Raw genomic sequence first — 15,652 nt, 5'->3', positions numbered from 1 at the left:
GCATCCTGGAGTCACCGTGCACCACACACCCCCCACGCTCCCCTGGTACCGCCAGGTGAGCCGCACCCAGTGGAAGTCGTTCTTCGCCGCCTGGATCGGTTACGTCCTCGACGGCTTCGACTTCGTGCTGATCACCCTCGTGCTGACCGAGATCAGTGACGACTTCGGGCTGACCACGGTGCAGGCGGCCAGCCTGATCTCCGGCGCCTTCATCACCCGCTGGCTCGGCGGCGCCGTGCTCGGGGCCCTCGGCGACCGCTACGGCCGCAAGCTGTCGATGGTGGCGAGCATCCTGCTCTACTCGCTGGGCACCTTCGCCTGCGGGTTCGCGTGGAACTACCACAGCCTGTTCGCCGCCCGGCTGGCCATCGGCATGGGCATGGCCGGCGAGTACAGCGCCAGCTCCACGTACGTGATGGAGAGCTGGCCGCCCGCCCTGCGCAACCGGGCCAGCGGCTTCCTGATCTCCGGCTTCTCGGTCGGCTCGGTGCTGGCCGCCCAGGTGTACGACTGGGTGGTGCCCTCGCTCGGCTGGCGCTGGATGTTCTACCTCGGGCTGATCCCGATCGCCATCGCGCTGTGGATGCGGCGGGCGCTGCCCGAGGCGGAGGAGTGGACGGAGTCCGTGGCGGACGAGGGCGCGAAGCCCAACCCGTTCCGGCCGCTGTTCCTGACCCCTCGCCGGGCGACCGTCAACACGGTCCTGGTGGCCGTCGCCACGCTCTCGCTGTTCCTCGTCTTCACGCCGGGCGGCGCGGGCATGGTGCCGGTGCTCTCGGTGGTCGCCGGGGTCTCGCTGGCCGCGCTCGCGGTGCAGCTGGGCGGGAAGCGCGGCTGGGTGCTGTACCTGTCGATGATCGTCACGCTGTTCTTCGCGTTCCTGTACTCCTGGCCGATCCAGGCGCTGCTACCGACGTATCTGAAGACGGAGCTGGGCTACTCGACGGACCAGGTCACCGACGTCCTCTACTTCGCGGGCTTCGGCACGATGGCCGGCTGCTGGGCGGCCGGCTTCCTCGGCGACCGGATCGGTACGAAGAAGGCGTACGCGCTGACGCTGCTGGCCTCGCTCGCCTTCGTCTACCCGGTCTTCGCGGTGGAGGACAACCTGCTGCTCCTCGGCGGCCTGCTCTTCCTGCTCCAGGCGACCAGCTTCGGCATCTCCGGGCTGCTCCCCCGCTACATCGGCGGCCACTTCCCGACCCGGAGCCGGGGCGCGGCGCTCGGCTTCACCTACAACGTGGGCGCGCTCGGCGGGGCGGTCGCGCCCGTGCTCGGCGCGCATCTGGCGTCGGGGATGAGCCTGGGGCAGGCCCTGGCCGTGCTGACCTTCGCGGGCACGGTGATCGTGGTGCTGCTGGTCGGCTTCGACGTGCCGGCCCGGCTGAACCGGCTGACGGACCCGGACGCGGAGGACGACCACCTGGCGGCGGGGGCGGTGGCGGACGAGCGGGCAACCGCGGACCGGTGACGTCCCTTCACGCGTGATAGAGGACCCGCACGACCATGGCGTCGCCGGGCAGTGCGTCGAGGCAGGCGTTGAACATCCGCTCGTAGTCGGGGCCCCCGCCCTCCACCCACCGTCCGTCGGGCGTGAGCAGGGCCGGGGTGGGCAGCACCGCGGCCACCCGGCGGGCCACGTAGGCGTCCCGGTCCTCGTCGAAGTGGAGCACCGGGTCGGAGGTGAACCGCTCCTCAAGGGCGGGGTCCGCCTCGATGGCCCGGATCAGCGGCTGCGCGCGGAAGGCCGCCACCGCCGCCTCCCCGGGCTCCGGGGTCCTGGCCCGCTCGGCGAAGTGGTGGAACGGCAGCGCGGGCGGGAAGCGGTCGGCGAAGGCCCGGTACGCGGTCCACGTATCGCCCGCCCTGCGGGCCTCGGCGGCGCGCGGCGCATCGAGGTCGAGGATGCCGCGCGGGCCGCCGTGGCAGCGGGAGGGCGGCAGGTCCCCGGGGCCGTCGTCGGTCCAGTCGTCGTACCGCACCAGTCGGGGGTCGTCCTCGTGACCGGGCAGCACGTCGAACAGACAGCCGGCCCCGGAGACGAACCAGTGGCTCCACTCCCCCACCCAGTCCGGGTGGGGGCGGTCCTCACGGTCGTACCAGAAGGGAGACATGGCCCGTCCGATCGCCTGCTTCAGCCCGTCGGGGCCGACGGGCGGCAGACAGACGGTGATGCGCTGTTTGCCCATGGTGTCCCCTTGTGGTGCGGTCCGTGCGTGGTCGTGTGGTGCGGTGTGCGGCCCACCCTGGCAGGCCGCACCGGTCAGGCGGTCGGCGGGGGGCCGCAGGAGACGACGACGTCGTCGCAGCCGCGTTCCAGGGTCTTCCATCCCTCCCAGATGAACGCCAGGTCGCCGAGAATGCCGGCGCCGTTCATCAGCTTGCCGCCGAGACCGCCGCCACCGCGCTTTCCGCTCCCGGTCTCCCCGCTGCCGCGGCCGCTCTTGCCGGTCCCAGTCCCTGGGGCGTTGCCGCCACGGAAGCCGCCGGAGGCGTGGGTGTCGAAGAAGACCGATCCCGGCTTCCCGTCTCCGGCGAAGATCACTCGGACGTTGGCGTTGCCGACGAACCGGTCCCGGACCGCCTCGGCCTGTTCCAGGCTGTGGGCGACGAAGACGACCTTCTGGCTCTGTTTCTTGCCCTCGATGTCGAGCTTGTTGTTGATGGTCTTCTCGATGCCGTCCACCGACTCCTTGCTGACGGCGCGCGTGGACTCGTTGGCGTCCCAGGTCTCCACGTCGACGATCTTGCCGTTCTTCCAGGTGACCTTGATGAAGTCCGCGGTGGCACCGGCCACACGGTGGTTGCCGTTCGCGTCGTGGACGAGACCCTTCTTGGTGATCACGGCCTGGTCGTCCTGCCAGAGGTACTCGCTGCCGTTGCCCGTCTTCGGGTCGTACAGGTCGAGCGAATTGCGCAGGTCGTCGTTCATGAACTCGATGGCGACGCGCTCCGACTTGATCTTTCCGGGTGAGCCCACGGTGTGCGGGACGCCCCGGTCGTCGTAGATGACGCGGTAGGTCTTGTCGCCCTGGGTGACCTTTGTGTCCGTGAGGGCCTTGGCCGGCTTCACGTGGTCGTTCTTGACGCTGATGATGCGTCCGCCGCGGCATACCGCGATGCCTTCCCAGCACTCGATGGGCTGGAGTCCGTCGGGGTCACTCTTGGTGACCGGGTTGTTGTTGGCGTAGGCATAGCCGTTGATCTGGAGCGGATCCGCGAAGTCGACCACGGGGTCGGCGGACAGGAACCGGCCGGTCGACTGGTCGTACTCGCGGGCGCCGAGGTGGGTGAGTCCGGACGTGGTGTCGTCGATGCCGGTGCCGAGGTAGCCGCGCGCGTTGGGCCAGGAGTCGGGCCGGGTACCGCGGACCTCGCCGTACGGCTTGAAGGAGCGGCGGGTGACGGGCTGGCCGGTGCTCTGCTCCACGGAGGTGGTGGCCGTGCCGACGGTGTCGTTGAGCAGGACGCTCAGGACGTGCGTGGCGGAACCCCCCTTGCTGACGCGGACGACGGAGGGGGCACCGGGGTGCTGGTAGATCCGGCTGGCCTTGAGGAGGTTGCCCTTGGGGTCCGTGGTGACCTCGGTCTCGCCGAGGAACAGGGTGGTGCCGGCCGCCGACTTCTGCAGGATGCGGTTGCCGCCCGCGTCGTAGACGTACGTGGTGCGGTCGGCGAGCGCCCACTGCTGTGCGGGCCCGGCGGCGCACGCGGCGACCTGGAGGTCGGTGTTCTCCGCGTCGGTCGCGCCGGGCACGGCCAGGCACTTTCCGGTCGCCGCGTGCACGAACGCCTTGTCGGAGGCGCGCAAGGTGAACTCCTGCGCGGCGCTGCCGTTGCAGGCGGCGATCTGGACGAGCGTGCCGTTGACGGTGGCGCACTTGCCGCGGATGCGCAGGGTGTCGCCGGTGGTCTGCCACGCCTGCGCGGGTGTGCTGTTGCAGGTGTGGAGCTGGAGCGGGGTGCCGTCGGTGAGGGAGTTGCTCTGGAGGTCGATGCACTTGCCGCTCAGGCCGGTGATCGGTCCGGCGCCGTCGCCCGCGCCCGTGACGGCGGCGAGCTTGTTCTCGGCGTTCCATTCCAGGGTTTGGTCGCCGCCGGCGAGGTGGCGCTCGGTGGTGTTGCCGGTGGCGTCGTTGACGTAGGTGGGGTCGGTGCCCGTGGGGCGGTCGACGCTGGTGAGCAGGTGGGGCTGGGTGAGGGCCGGGGTGCCGGAGCCCGTCACGGTTTTGCCGTAGCCGTAGGTGGTGCGGAGGTCCAGGGCCGGATTCGCCGGGTTGTGGTCGGTGAGCGAGGCCCGGTTGCCGACGGCGTCGAAGGTGAACGACTGGTAGTAGGAGTCGGCGGCGGCGGAGACCGACCCGGCGGCGGGAGCCGCGGCGTCGAGGGACGCCTTCATCTCCGCGTCGGGCGCGGCGGCGTCGGAGGCGGAGTCGGGCGCGGCGGCGTCGGAGGCGGAGTCGGGCGCCTCGGCAATGGGTCCGGCGCTGCTCTGGCCGTCGCTGCGGTAGCCCCAGGCAGTGCCGGAGGCGGACTTGCAGCCGGTGGCGGCGGTCACGGCGAGGCCGGAGGTCCAGGCATGGACCAGCTCACCGAGGTAGTCGTAGGTGAAGCACTGGTTGTCCCAGGTGGATGCGGTGCCGTCGGTCTGCTTGCGGGCCGCCGACGTGAGGTTGCCCGCGCGGTCCCAGGAGTAGTAGGAGTCGGAGATCCGGTGCGAGGACGCGGTCTCGCGGTCCCAGACGGTCCTCTGGAGGCGACCCGTCTCCTGGTCGATGAAGTTGGTGGTCCACACCCGGTAGGGCTGGGGCCCGCTGACGGTCCGCAGCGGCTCCCCGTACGGCGAGTAGGTGACGTCGGAGGTGTACCAGCTCAGTCCGGAGGTCGACTCGGCCAGGCCGTCCTCGTTGTAGCGGGTGATGATCTTCTCGGCCGCCAGGCCCCCTATCGCGGGCACGCTCACGGAGAGTTGCTTGCCGCTCTCCGTATACGCGTAGCGGTAGGTGTAGGTGCCGGCGAGCTTCGGTCCGGCCTGGGACGGGACGACGATCTCGCGGCTGATCGGGCGGTACTTGTCGTCGTAGGCGGTGATCCGGTCGGTCCAGTCGGCGCCGGCCTCATGCCGGGTGGAGCCGGCCGCCTTGCCGAGCGCCCCCGGCAGGTCGTACGTGAAGGACTTGACCGGGTCGGCGGTCGCCGAGCCCTGACGGACCTTCAGGACACGCCCGATGGCGTCGTACTCGGTGTACGTGGTCTGCCGGCGCGAGTCGGTGGCGGATGCCTGCCGGCCGAGTGCGTCGTAGGTGAAGGAGGCGCTGCCGATGTCGGGGTCGGTGGCGGAGGCCAGGAGCCCTCGGGTGTTGTAGGTGTACGTCCAGACGTTGCCCGCGTGGTCCTCGATCCGCCGCGTCCACGCCAGCCCGATCCGGGCCCGGGTGGACGGGGTCTGGAAGGCCATCGACACGGATCTGCGCCGGGTGAACGGCGGTTGGGCGCCCAGGGCGACCAACGTGGGCATGGTCTTCTCCGGCGGCGCGGGCATGCCGTCGGGCGCACAGGGTGCCAAGGGCTCCGCCGCCGGTGCCGGTGCGGACGAGCGGGCCGACCGCTCGGCCCCGAGCCGGAAATCCCTGCTGAGCACCGCCGCCACGGCCGCCGCCAACCCGTTGGTCACGCTCACGGTGGACGGTCACGACATCGTGCTGACCTGGCCGGACGCTGTACCGACCCCCATCATCGACGGGCCACGCGCCCTCTACCCGGAGATCCTGCCCGGTGCCGACCTCGTCCTGACGGCGGCCGATGGCGGGTTCGCGCAGCTCCTCGTCATCAAGAACCGTCAGGCCGCCACCGACCCGCGGGTGACCCGCCTGGTGTACGGCCTCAGCTCCCCCGACCTGAACTTCGCGCTGGATCCGGTCACCGGCATCGTCTCGGCCATCGACACGAAGGGTGCCGACATCGCGGAGGCACCGACCCCGCTGATGTGGGACAGCGCCGGCACACCGACCCTCACCGACGGCCAGGCGGGCAGCAGCGCCTCACCGCCCCCCCCCCCCCCGAGGTCATCCCCTCCGAGCCTGAGGCCACCGGCACCCCGGACGAGGAACCCTCCGCATCGCCGGAGCCGACCGACGAGATGGCGGACACCGACCAGGAGGACCCCACCCCGGAGGTTCTGCCCGCGGCGACCGACGAGGCCGCCGATCCGTCCGTGATCGCCGAGATGGAGGGCACGTCACCGCCCGTCCCGCCGGAGCCGGCCCCCCTGCCGTCGCAGACGGGCGCCGCCGCCACCCTCTCGCTGCCCGGGGTCAACGGCCCGCAGCCCGACTCGCACGGATCGCTCGTCGACGTCGATCTGGACGCCGGCAGCTGGATGTTCAGCCCGGACCGGACGTTCCTCGCCGACCCGGCTACGGAGTACCCGGTCTTCGTCGACCCGTCGGTCAAGAAGCACACCAACGACTGGACGACCGCCTACAGCCGCCACCCCACCGCCACCTTCTACAACGGCAAGAACTTCAACCGGGGCGGCACCGACGAGGCCCGCGTGGGCTTCGAGTCGGACACCTGGGGCACCTCGCGGTCCTTCTTCAGCATCGACTGGGACGCCGACCTCAAGGGCTCCACCGTGCACAGCGCCAAACTGCGCGCCCTGGAGACGTACTCCTGGTCGTGCAGCGCCCGCAGCATGACCGTCCACCTCACCGGAACGATCAGTTCGAAGACGAACTGGAAGAACGCACCGGCCATGAACAGCGGCAACAAGATCGGCGGGGGCAGCTTCGCACACGGCTGGAAGTCCGGCTCGTGCCCCGACGAGTACGTGGTCTTCGACGTCAAGGACAGTGCGCGCAAGGCCGTCGCGGGCGGGTGGAAGACGATGACGATCGGCATGCGCGCCTCGGACGAGAACTCCCAGTACGCGTGGAAGAAGTTCCAGGCCAACGGCGGCAACGACCCGTATGTCGATCTCTCGTACAACCGGCCGCCCGCCGTCCCGAGCAGCCTCGACCTGGACCCGGACCTGAGCTGTGACACCACATCGCCGTACATCAACGTCGGTGCCTCGTCGCTGACCTTCTGGGCCAGCAGCTCGGACAAGGACGGCAATCTCGCCTCCGTCGGCTTCGAGCTGTGGCCGACGGGCGGCAGCACGAAGAACCTCCTCGGCAGCAAGGGCAAGGTGTCGGTGGGCAGCCAGACCGGCTCGGCACGGGTGCACACCGACCCGTTCGCGACGGGCAGCACCGGCCTGAAACTGGTCAACGGCGCCACGTACTCGTGGCGTGCCAAGTCCGTCGACAAGTACGGCGCCGCCTCCGCCTACTCGCACAGCAAGATCCCTTGCCGTTTCGTGTACGACACCTCGAAGCCGTCGCCCCCGCTCGCCACCTCGGCCCAGTTCCCGGACGCCGACGCCTCCGACAACGGCTTCGGGAACGATTCAGAGGACTCGAAGTGGAGCACGGCCGCTTTCGGCACGGCCGGCAGTTTCGCCTTCCGGGCCCGGCAGACGGACGTGGTCCGCTACGAGTACGGCTTCAACCAGGCGTCGTACCCCTTCTCGGTCAGCCGCGCCAACGGCGCCGCGACCACTACGACGACCACTGTGTCGAACGTGAAGCCGCCGCTCGCCGGTCCCAACGTGCTGTACGTGCGTGCCGTGGACGACGCCGGAAACGTGTCCCAGCCGCTCAAGTACTTCTTCTACGTGACCCCGAGGGACAAGGCCGACGCGCCAGGCGACTTCACCGGTGACCGGCGCCCCGACCTGATGGTGGTCGACGGCAACGGGAATCTGCGCCTCTACCCGTCCGAGTCCACGACGGACCTGGCCAAGGGCACCGGCGATCTCGACTACTCCATGTCGGGCGCCTACCGCGGCAACCCCGCCAAGGACCCCAACGGGGACGACGGTCTTCCTCCCTACGCCGCCGCGCCCTCCGGGTACTGGAAGAACACCCTGATCACCCATCTCGGAGATTTCTACGGCGGTGACGGGCTCCAGGACCTCGTGGCCGTCCGCGAGAACGCGATGTGGGTGTACCCGGGCGACGGCTACGGCGCCGTCAACATCGACAAGCGCCAGCGGGTGCTGTTGCCGTCGAACGCGCCCGCCCCCTCGACGATCACCCAGATCGTGGCGGCCGGGGATGCCACCGGTGACGGGAAGACCGACTTCTTCCTCACCGTCGGTGACGCGATCTGGGCCTTCACCGGCTACAACGGCGCCAGCATCGAGCAGGCCGTCCGGCTCTCCAGTTCGCCGTGGACCGAGCGCGACATCGTCACCGTCCAGGACATCACCGGTGACGGCATCACCGACCTGATCTACCGCACGGACATCTCCAACCGGCTCCTGCTGCGCACCGGAAAGCCGGCCGCCTCCGGCGGCGGGGTCGACCTCGCCTCCCTCTCCGCGGCCGTCAACTCCGCCAAGGGCGTGGACGAGCAGTACGGCGCCTCGGGCTGGGGCAGCAACAACATCCGTCTCCTGTTCGGCACTCCCGACGCCAGCGGCGACGGCATCCCGGACATCTGGACGCTCCGCGTCGACGGCGCGGTCCGCTTCTACGCCGGTTCCCGGGGCGAGATGGCCGGCTCCGGTACGGAGATCGTGAGCAACAGCGGAGGAGGCTGGGTCAACAAGAAGGCGATCGGCTGAGCCCAGCGCGCGGCGGTTTCCCGCGCCCCTCGGCTCTCACGCCGTCACGCGCTCGAAGACCGCCGCGAGGCCCTGGCCGCCGCCGATGCACATCGTCTCCAGGCCGTAGCGGGCCTCGCGGCGGTGCAGCTCGCGGGTGAGCGTGGCGAGGATGCGGGCGCCGGTCGCGCCGACGGGGTGGCCCAGTGAGACGCCGGAGCCGTTCACGTTGATCCGCTCCTCGTGGTCCTTCTCGCCGAGGCCCATCTCGCGGGTGCAGGCCAGGACCTGGGCGGCGAACGCCTCGTTCAGCTCGATCAGGTCGAGGTCGTCGAGGGTGAGCCCGGCGCGGCCGAGCGCGGCCCGGGTCGCGGGGACGGGCCCGAGGCCCATGGTCGCGGCGGGCACCCCGGCGCGGGCGAAGGAGACCAGCCGGACGAGCGGGGTGAGGCCGAGGCGTTCGGCGGTGGCGGCGCTCGTCACCAGGCAGGCGGCTGCCGCGTCGTTCTGGCCGCTGGCGTTGCCCGCGGTGACGGTGGCCTCCGGGTCGGACTTCAGCATCACCGGGCGGAGCGCGGCCAGCTGCTCGGCGGTGGTGTCGGGGCGGGGGTGCTCGTCGGCGGAGACGACCGTCTCGCCCTTCCGGGTCTTCACGGTGACGGGCACGGTCTCCTTCTCGTACCGGCCCTCGGCAGCCGCCCGTCCCGCCCGCTTCTGCGAGCGCAGGGCCAGCGCGTCCTGGTCCTCGCGGCTGATCCCGTAGGCGCGGCGCAGGTTCTCGGCGGTCTCGATCATGCCGCCGGGGACCGGATGGTGGACGCCGCCCGCGGTGACCCGGCCCCGGGCGAGCGCGTCGTGGAGCTGGAGGCCGGGGCCCTTGATGCCCCAGCGCCCGTCGTGCGTGTAGTACGGGGCGCCGCTCATCACGTCGACGCCGCCCGCGATGACGACCTCGCTGAACCCGGCCCGGATCTGCATCGCCGCGTCCAGGACCGCCTGGAGCCCGGAGCCGCAGCGGCGGTCGGTCTGGAGGCCGGTCACCGACTGCGGGAGCCCGGCGTCCAGGGCGGCGACCCGGCCGATCGCGGGGGCCTCGGCCGACGGGTAGGAGTGGCCGAGGATCACCTCGTCCACCCGGTCGGGGTCGATGCCGGTCCGGGCGACGACCTCGGCGATCACGCGGGCCGCGAGGGCGGCCGGCTTCTCCCCGGCGAACACCCCGCCGAAGCGGCCGATGGGGGTGCGCAGCGGTTCGCAGATCACGACATCGAGGGCGTCGGGCACGGCGGGGCCTTTCCGGGGGACGGAGTGCGAGGGTCTGGAACGACCCTCGCACCCGGCGGCGTGACCGGTCCAATACCCAGTTTCCCCGGAACCGAGACGCCCGGCGTCTCAATCCCCCGCCGCCGCCTCAGGCGCGGGCCTGCGTCGAGAGCATCAGGCGCAGGGCGCGGGTCACGGCGTTGTCCGCGCCGAAGTCCACACCGGCGGGCACCTCCACCAGGTCGCCGTGGGCGAGGACGAGGACGCCGCAGGAGCCGGGGCGGGCCGTGCCGGTGCCGTCGAGCCATTCCCGGTAGCCGCCGGACGTGGTGTCCAGGTGCTCCCGGCTGCGGCGGCTGACCTGCGCCATCAGGTCGGCGACCCCGGTCAGCCCCTCGATGGAGGCGAACGGGACGGTCACCACCGGTTCCTCGACCAGGCGGACGCGGGGTTCCTCGTCGCGGCCGGGGCCCTCGGGGGCCTCGGGCATCAGTCCCCGGCCGAATCGGGCGTGGTAGAGCAGGGTGTGCGCGGCGTCGATGCCGCCGACGAAGGGGCGGTCGAAGCTGGTCCTGCGGAAGCCGGCACTGTATGCGCGCGGGATGCGGGGGTCCTCGGCCTCCGGCCAGTGCACCTCGCCGGACCGGCGGTCGCGCCAGGGCACATAGCGCCGGATGTCGTCGGAGGCGGAGGTGGGCAGGAGGTCGACGCCGAACCGGTCGGGGTCCTTGGCGACGATGGAGCCGGGGGTCAGCGCGAACAGGCCGATGCCCGCGGTCGTCCACAGCTTCTCGTGGTGGTGGAGGAACTCGTACGTCTCCAGCGCCTCGTCCCGGGTCTCGCCGGGGAAGCCGGTGAAGCCCATCATCTGCGCGGCGATGCCGTTGCGCGCCAGCTCGGCCAGGACGTCCGGGACGGCGTCGATCCTCACCCCCTTGTCGATGAGGTCGAGGACCCGCTGGCTGCCCGACTCGTAGCCGAAGGAGACCGCGACGCAGCCGGACGCCGCGAGGAGTCCGCCGACGGCGCGCTTGGGAAACGTCCGCTCCAGCCGCAGTTCGGCGGACCACCGCAGGTCGAGGGAGGATGCGGCGAGGGCGGCGGCGAGGGTGCGCAGATAGCGCGGGGACATGGCGTCCACCGCGAAGTAGAGCGTCCTGCCGTAGCGGCTCACCTCCCGCAGGTCGTCGAGGACGGCGGCGACGGGGCGTTCCCGGGAGGGCGAGGTCGGCCGGTCGGTGTTGAGGCCGTAGTCGCAGAAGGTGCACTTGTTCCAGTAGCACCCCCGGGTCGGGCTGTAGAGGATCACCGGTTCGGGCGACCAGTACCGGTCCCAGTCCCACACGTCGTACGCGGGGGAGTCGAGCGTCGCCACGCTGCTGTACGCGATGACGGGGTCCGGCCGGCTCCTGGTCATCACGCCGCCGATGCGCTCGAAGGCGTCACCGCCCCGGACCGCGCCGTTCCCGACGGCGTCGAGGATGCCGATCAGGGCGCTCTCGCCCTCGCCCGGGACGATCAGGTCGGCGTCCTGGAAGACCCGCCACGCCGCCGCCGGGTCGGATGCGTACTTGACCACGTCGCCGACCTCGGTGCCGCCGAAGACGATCACCGTGTCGGGCAGCACGGTCCGGACCAGGCGGGCCATCCGCAGGGCGACGGGCAGCTGGCTGGTGTAGTTGACCGAGAGCCCCACCACCGCCCAGGGGCGTTCGCGCAGCTTCGGGACGAACTCGTCGGCGAAGTAGCCCTCGAAGGGGCGGGCCACGGCCGCCGGGACCTCGGGGTCGGACAGGTCCGCCGTGCTGCACAGGTTGACGGCGGACTTCACCCGCATCGAGAAGCCGTCCGCCGCGCCGGGCGGCATCTCCAGGGCGATCAGCTCCCACCACCGGCTCGTCACCGCGACCGCCTGCGCGTAGGTCGGGGGGTGGTAGAAGAGCTCGGGGTCCTGGAACACACGGATTGCGTCGCGCGCCGAGGTGGCGGTCAGGCCCTCGGCGGCCAGGGCCTGCCGGTAGCGGATCTCGTCGTGGCGGCGGGGGGCGCCGGACCTGGCCTCGATCTCGGTGCGCAGGGTCCGGGCGGCCGTGAGGGCGGCGCCGAAGCGTACGGGGTCGGCGAGATAGGTGAAGGCGTCGAGATTGGCGTCCACGCAGGCGTACTCGGTGTGGCCGGCCGCCCTGGCGGCGCCCACGAGGTACGGGATCGAGTGGTAAGCGGTCGTCGGGTCGGTCACCGGCGGGTTGATCAGCAGGTACGCGGTGTCGCCGGTGCCCCGGCCCGGCCGCGGGCCGTGGTCCGGCCCGTCCTCGAACCGCGGGCTGCCCAACGGGACGAACACGCTCATCGCTGTGACTCCTGACTGTTGTCCTGCCCTGGATGCGTGGAGCGGGCGGCCGGCGCCCCGGCGGGTACGGGGACCGGCGGGGCGTACTCGGTGTCGGCGCGGTGCTCGCGGAACACCCGCTGGGTGAGCGCGCCCAGCACGGTGAGGGCGATGGCCCCGCCCGCCACCGGGAAGAAGGGGGCCGCGCCGAGATGGCGTACCCCGAAGCCGGCCACCGCGACGGAGACCGGGAAGGTGCCCATGACGGCCAGCATGACCAGGCTCATCACCCGGCCGATGAGCGCGGACGGCGCCCAGACCTGGAGCATCGTCACCACGACGATGTTCTGCCAGCCGCTGGCCAGGGCGTACACGCAGACGCACACCGCGGCACCGGCCAGGCCCCCGGCGTACGGGACGGTGGCCAGGGCGATGCCCATGACGACCGCGAGCGCGGCGAACAGGTAGGCCGGCGACTGCATCGGACGGCTGCGGGCGGCGACCAGGGAGCCGGCCAGACCGCCCAGGCTCAGGCAGGTCAGCAGGATTCCGTAGCCGGTGGCGCCCATGCCCTGGTGGGCCAGTTCGGGCAGCGCCACCTCGATCGTGCCGTTGAAGGCCAGGTTGCAGACGAGGGCCACCACCAGCACGACGTGCAGCAGCCTTCCGTGGCGCAGCAGTTCGGGAAAGGACACCTTGCGGACCGGGGCCTCGTCGGTGGCGTCGGGCCCGTCGTGTTCCGGCGCGTCCGCGCCGGTGCGTATCCGGGCGAGGACCAGCGCCGACACGAGGAAGGACGCGGCGTCGACCGTGAGCGCCGGGCCCGCGTCGAAGGCCGCCACCAGGGCGCCGCCCGCGGTGGGTCCGAGGAGCCCGCCGACCTGGTTGACCATGGTCGACAGGGCGTTGCCCCGGCCGAGGTCCTCCTTGCGCAGCAGGGCGGGCAGGAGGGTGTACGAGGCGGGGATGAACATGCCGGAGCAGGCGCCCAGGACGACGGCGATGGGGGCGAGCTGGCCCAGGGTCGGGGTCCCGGCCGAGGCGAGCACCGCGAGGATGCCGACGGCCGCGGCGCGCACCAGGTCGGCCATGAGCATGACCCGCCGGCCGCCGATCCGGTCGGCCACCACCCCGCCCAGCGGAATGGTGACGACGCGGGGGATGCCGTAGCAGGCCAGAACCGTGCCGAGCAGGACCGGGCCGCCGTCGCCGGAGAGGATCAGCCAGGGCAGCGCGACGGCGTAGCAGTAGTCGCCGACCGTGGAGGAGAGCTGTCCGGCGAGCAGCAGCCGGAAGCCGCGCACGGACATGGGTCCGCCCGTCAGTGCCGTACGGAGCCTCTGTCCGGCTGCTGCCACGTCTCCTCCTTCTGCTGGTGGGTTCAGCCGCCGAGTGGGCCGACCGGCATGTCCAGGAACTCGCCGATCACCGCCGTCACGGTAGCGGGCGGCGGCAGCCCGAGGTTCTTGCGCACGTCGCCCGCGGCGATCTGCCAGCCGGCGGCGGGCACCGGGTCCACGACGGCGTGGCCGTCCGCGCGCAGCCGGTCCACGTTGCGGCGGACGGCGGGGCGCTCCCACATCAGGCTGTTCATGCTCGGGAAGAACACCACCGGGCGTTCATGGGCGAGCAGGGCGGAACTGAGGAGTCCGGAGGCGAGTCCGTTGGCGGCCTGGCCGAGCATGTTGGCGGTGGCGGGCAGGACGACGAACCGGTCCGCCCAGACGGCGGGGGCGACATGACCGATCGTCAGTTCGTCCTCGCCGTCGCAGTAGACGTCCCGGCACAGCAGCCGCATGGTCGCGGCCGGGATCAGCGCGGCGGCGGAGCGGGTCATGGCCATGCGGATCTCGACGCCGGGTCCGAGGCCGGTGCGCAGGGCCATGAGGTACTGCGGAACGGCGAGTACGTTGCCGGAGCCGCAGACCCCGATGAGCAGCCGGCGCGGGGCGTCCGGGCCCGTCTCCGCCGTCATCACCGGGCCCCGGCGGGCTCACCGGCCACGCGCAGACCGCATTCGGCGGCGATGAGGTCGAACCGGTCCTGGACGTTGTACTTGTAGGAGGGGCAGGGCGGATGGCCCTCTTGCCACGCCTTGGGGCAGGAGCCGCCGCAGGTGGGCATGAAGACGCAGCCCTTGCACCAGGTGGTGCCCTCGGCGATCTCGTCGTTCCAGCCGTCGAAGGGGCCCAGCGGCCGGACCGGTTCGGTGCCCGCCCGGTCGATGTGCGTCAGCGCGAGGGTGCGCTCGGCCTCGGGGACGAGGGGGTACTCGCTGCACGAGAAGATGTTGCCGGTGCTGCTGATGATCTCGGACGAGCGGGTCGTGGCGGGGCACAGGACCTTGTGCACGTCGGTCGGCAGCAGCTGCGTGTGCAGCCCGTGCTCGGTGAGCAGCCTGAGCCACCCCGTCTCGCGGTCGGCGAAGCCCTGTTTGGACACCTCGATCGCCGATACGTCGTTTCCCCACGAGTGCACGGGACGGATCGAGAAGGAGACGCGCGGATGGCTGAATCCCAGCTCCGCCATCAGCTCGACATAGCGGGGAACGGAGTCCTGGTTGTGCACATCGACATTCGTCCGGAACGAGAAATGCGTGGGGCCGAGATCCGGTTCGTCGAGTACGGAACGCACGGCGCGCACGATGTTCCAGAAAGATCCGCGTCCGCTTTTCAGCGGCCGGTGTTCGTCGTGTATTTCCGGCGGCCCGTCGATCGTGATCTCGAAATGGGTGACGCCGCAGGAGCGGATGAGCGTGTTGATTTTCGCGGGGGTGAGGAGGGATCCGTTGGTGACGATCACCGAGGAGTAGGCGACCCCGCGCTCGGCCGCGGCGGCGACGAACCGGGGGGCGAGGTCGCGGATGACCGCGTAGCCCATCATCGGTTCGGCCCCGAACCAGTCGATGCGGGCGCTGCGGGTCTCCGGGGCCGTCACGGCGCGCAGTACGCGGTCGTGCACCCGGCTGCGGTGGTTGCGGGAGAGGCCGCCCCGGGTGTGCTCCTGGCCGCAGTAGGCGCAGCCCATGTTGCAGTAGGAGGTCGGCAACAGGGCGATGTGCACCGCCGAACGGTCCGCCGAGGCGCGCCGGTTGCGGTCGAGCACGGTGGCCAGCTCGTCCTCGCCGGCCGGTACGAGCAGCCCGGCCGCGCGCAGGGTGCCGGTCCAGGCGGGGCTGATCGCGGCGGCGTCACCGGCCTCCAGTGCCCGCGCGGTGTGAAGGTCGACCGCCACGGTGCTCGCGGTGCGGGTGCCGTAGGCGAGCCGTACCGGGACGCCGGTGGTGTCGGCGTACGCGCGGTCGCTCAGCACCAGGTATCTGCTGACTTGGTCCATCTTCACGCTCCACTGGGTGTCCGGACGCACGGCGGTCGGGCGCGTCGTCTCCGGTGGGTCCGGCGGCCGGTGCC

At 71.5% G+C, this 15,652-nt stretch carries 10 protein-coding genes; 3 read left to right on the top strand and 7 right to left on the bottom strand.

The features are described from left to right. Positions 1–16: 16 nt before the first annotated feature. Complete coding sequence (locus ABZ565_RS18340; protein WP_361027401.1) at positions 17–1,471, top strand: sialate:H+ symport family MFS transporter; 1,455 nt, start codon at positions 17–19, stop codon at positions 1,469–1,471. 7 nt (positions 1,472–1,478) lie between these two features. Here the strand turns inward: ABZ565_RS18340 and ABZ565_RS18335 are convergent, their stop codons facing one another. Together ABZ565_RS18335 and ABZ565_RS18330 are read right to left on the bottom strand one after the other, a co-directional pair. Next, a complete protein-coding gene (locus tag ABZ565_RS18335; RefSeq protein WP_361027398.1) occupies positions 1,479–2,189 on the bottom strand; it encodes a hypothetical protein in 711 nt (236 codons plus the stop codon). 74 nt (positions 2,190–2,263) lie between these two features. After that, positions 2,264–5,518, bottom strand: coding sequence for a ricin-type beta-trefoil lectin domain protein (locus ABZ565_RS18330; RefSeq protein WP_361027395.1), 3,255 nt, complete (start codon positions 5,516–5,518; stop codon positions 2,264–2,266). On the opposite strand from ABZ565_RS18330, the gene ABZ565_RS18325 reads away from it, so the two are divergent. Next, positions 5,511–6,218, top strand: a complete 708-nt coding sequence (locus ABZ565_RS18325; RefSeq protein WP_361027392.1) for a hypothetical protein — start codon at positions 5,511–5,513, stop codon at positions 6,216–6,218. The genes ABZ565_RS18330 and ABZ565_RS18325 overlap by 8 nt on opposite strands. Continuing rightward, on the top strand, positions 6,140–8,671 hold the full coding sequence (locus tag ABZ565_RS18320) for a DNRLRE domain-containing protein (RefSeq protein ID WP_361027389.1): 2,532 nt from the start codon (positions 6,140–6,142) through the stop codon (positions 8,669–8,671). The genes ABZ565_RS18325 and ABZ565_RS18320 overlap by 79 nt, the downstream gene beginning before the upstream one ends. A 36-nt stretch (positions 8,672–8,707) precedes the next feature. On the opposite strand, the gene ABZ565_RS18315 is transcribed toward ABZ565_RS18320, so the two are convergent. The 5 genes from ABZ565_RS18315 to ABZ565_RS18295 form a co-directional block, all read right to left on the bottom strand. Beyond that, entirely contained in the window at positions 8,708–9,934 is a 1,227-nt protein-coding gene (locus ABZ565_RS18315) for an acetyl-CoA C-acetyltransferase (protein WP_361027386.1), read from the bottom strand. Positions 9,935–10,061: 127 nt separating this feature from the next. Continuing rightward, positions 10,062–12,263 carry a radical SAM protein gene (locus ABZ565_RS18310; protein WP_361027383.1) on the bottom strand — a complete coding sequence of 734 codons (2,202 nt, stop codon included), beginning with the start codon at positions 12,261–12,263 and terminating at the stop codon, positions 10,062–10,064. Continuing rightward, on the bottom strand, positions 12,260–13,600 hold the full coding sequence (locus ABZ565_RS18305) for an MFS transporter (protein WP_361027380.1): 1,341 nt from the start codon (positions 13,598–13,600) through the stop codon (positions 12,260–12,262). Before ABZ565_RS18305 ends, ABZ565_RS18310 begins: the two co-directional genes overlap by 4 nt. 23 nt (positions 13,601–13,623) lie before the next feature. Then, on the bottom strand, positions 13,624–14,217 hold the full coding sequence (locus ABZ565_RS18300; RefSeq protein WP_361027377.1) for a flavoprotein: 594 nt from the start codon (positions 14,215–14,217) through the stop codon (positions 13,624–13,626). Then, positions 14,217–15,578 carry a radical SAM protein gene (locus tag ABZ565_RS18295; protein ID WP_361027374.1) on the bottom strand — a complete coding sequence of 454 codons (1,362 nt, stop codon included), beginning with the start codon at positions 15,576–15,578 and terminating at the stop codon, positions 14,217–14,219. The genes ABZ565_RS18300 and ABZ565_RS18295 overlap by 1 nt, the downstream gene beginning before the upstream one ends. Positions 15,579–15,652: the final 74 nt, after the last annotated feature.

The organism is Streptomyces sp. NPDC016469 (assembly GCF_040632905.1).
GTDB lineage: Bacteria > Actinomycetota > Actinomycetes > Streptomycetales > Streptomycetaceae > Streptomyces.
Note: the sequence above shows the minus strand (reverse complement) of the source record. Positions and strands in the feature narration are given on the sequence as shown.

Excerpts from the sequence above, each read along its gene's own strand:
- ABZ565_RS18335 (WP_361027398.1), bottom strand. The coding sequence starts at position 2,189 with ATGGGCAAACAGCGCATCACCGTCTGTCTGCCGCCCGTCGGCCCCGAC.
- ABZ565_RS18330 (WP_361027395.1), bottom strand. The coding sequence starts at position 5,518 with ATGCCCACGTTGGTCGCCCTGGGCGCCCAACCGCCGTTCACCCGGCGC.
- ABZ565_RS18320 (WP_361027389.1), top strand. The coding sequence starts at position 6,140 with ATGGCGGACACCGACCAGGAGGACCCCACCCCGGAGGTTCTGCCCGCG.
- ABZ565_RS18310 (WP_361027383.1), bottom strand. The coding sequence starts at position 12,263 with ATGAGCGTGTTCGTCCCGTTGGGCAGCCCGCGGTTCGAGGACGGGCCG.
- ABZ565_RS18300 (WP_361027377.1), bottom strand. The coding sequence starts at position 14,217 with ATGACGGCGGAGACGGGCCCGGACGCCCCGCGCCGGCTGCTCATCGGG.
- ABZ565_RS18295 (WP_361027374.1), bottom strand. The coding sequence starts at position 15,578 with ATGGACCAAGTCAGCAGATACCTGGTGCTGAGCGACCGCGCGTACGCC.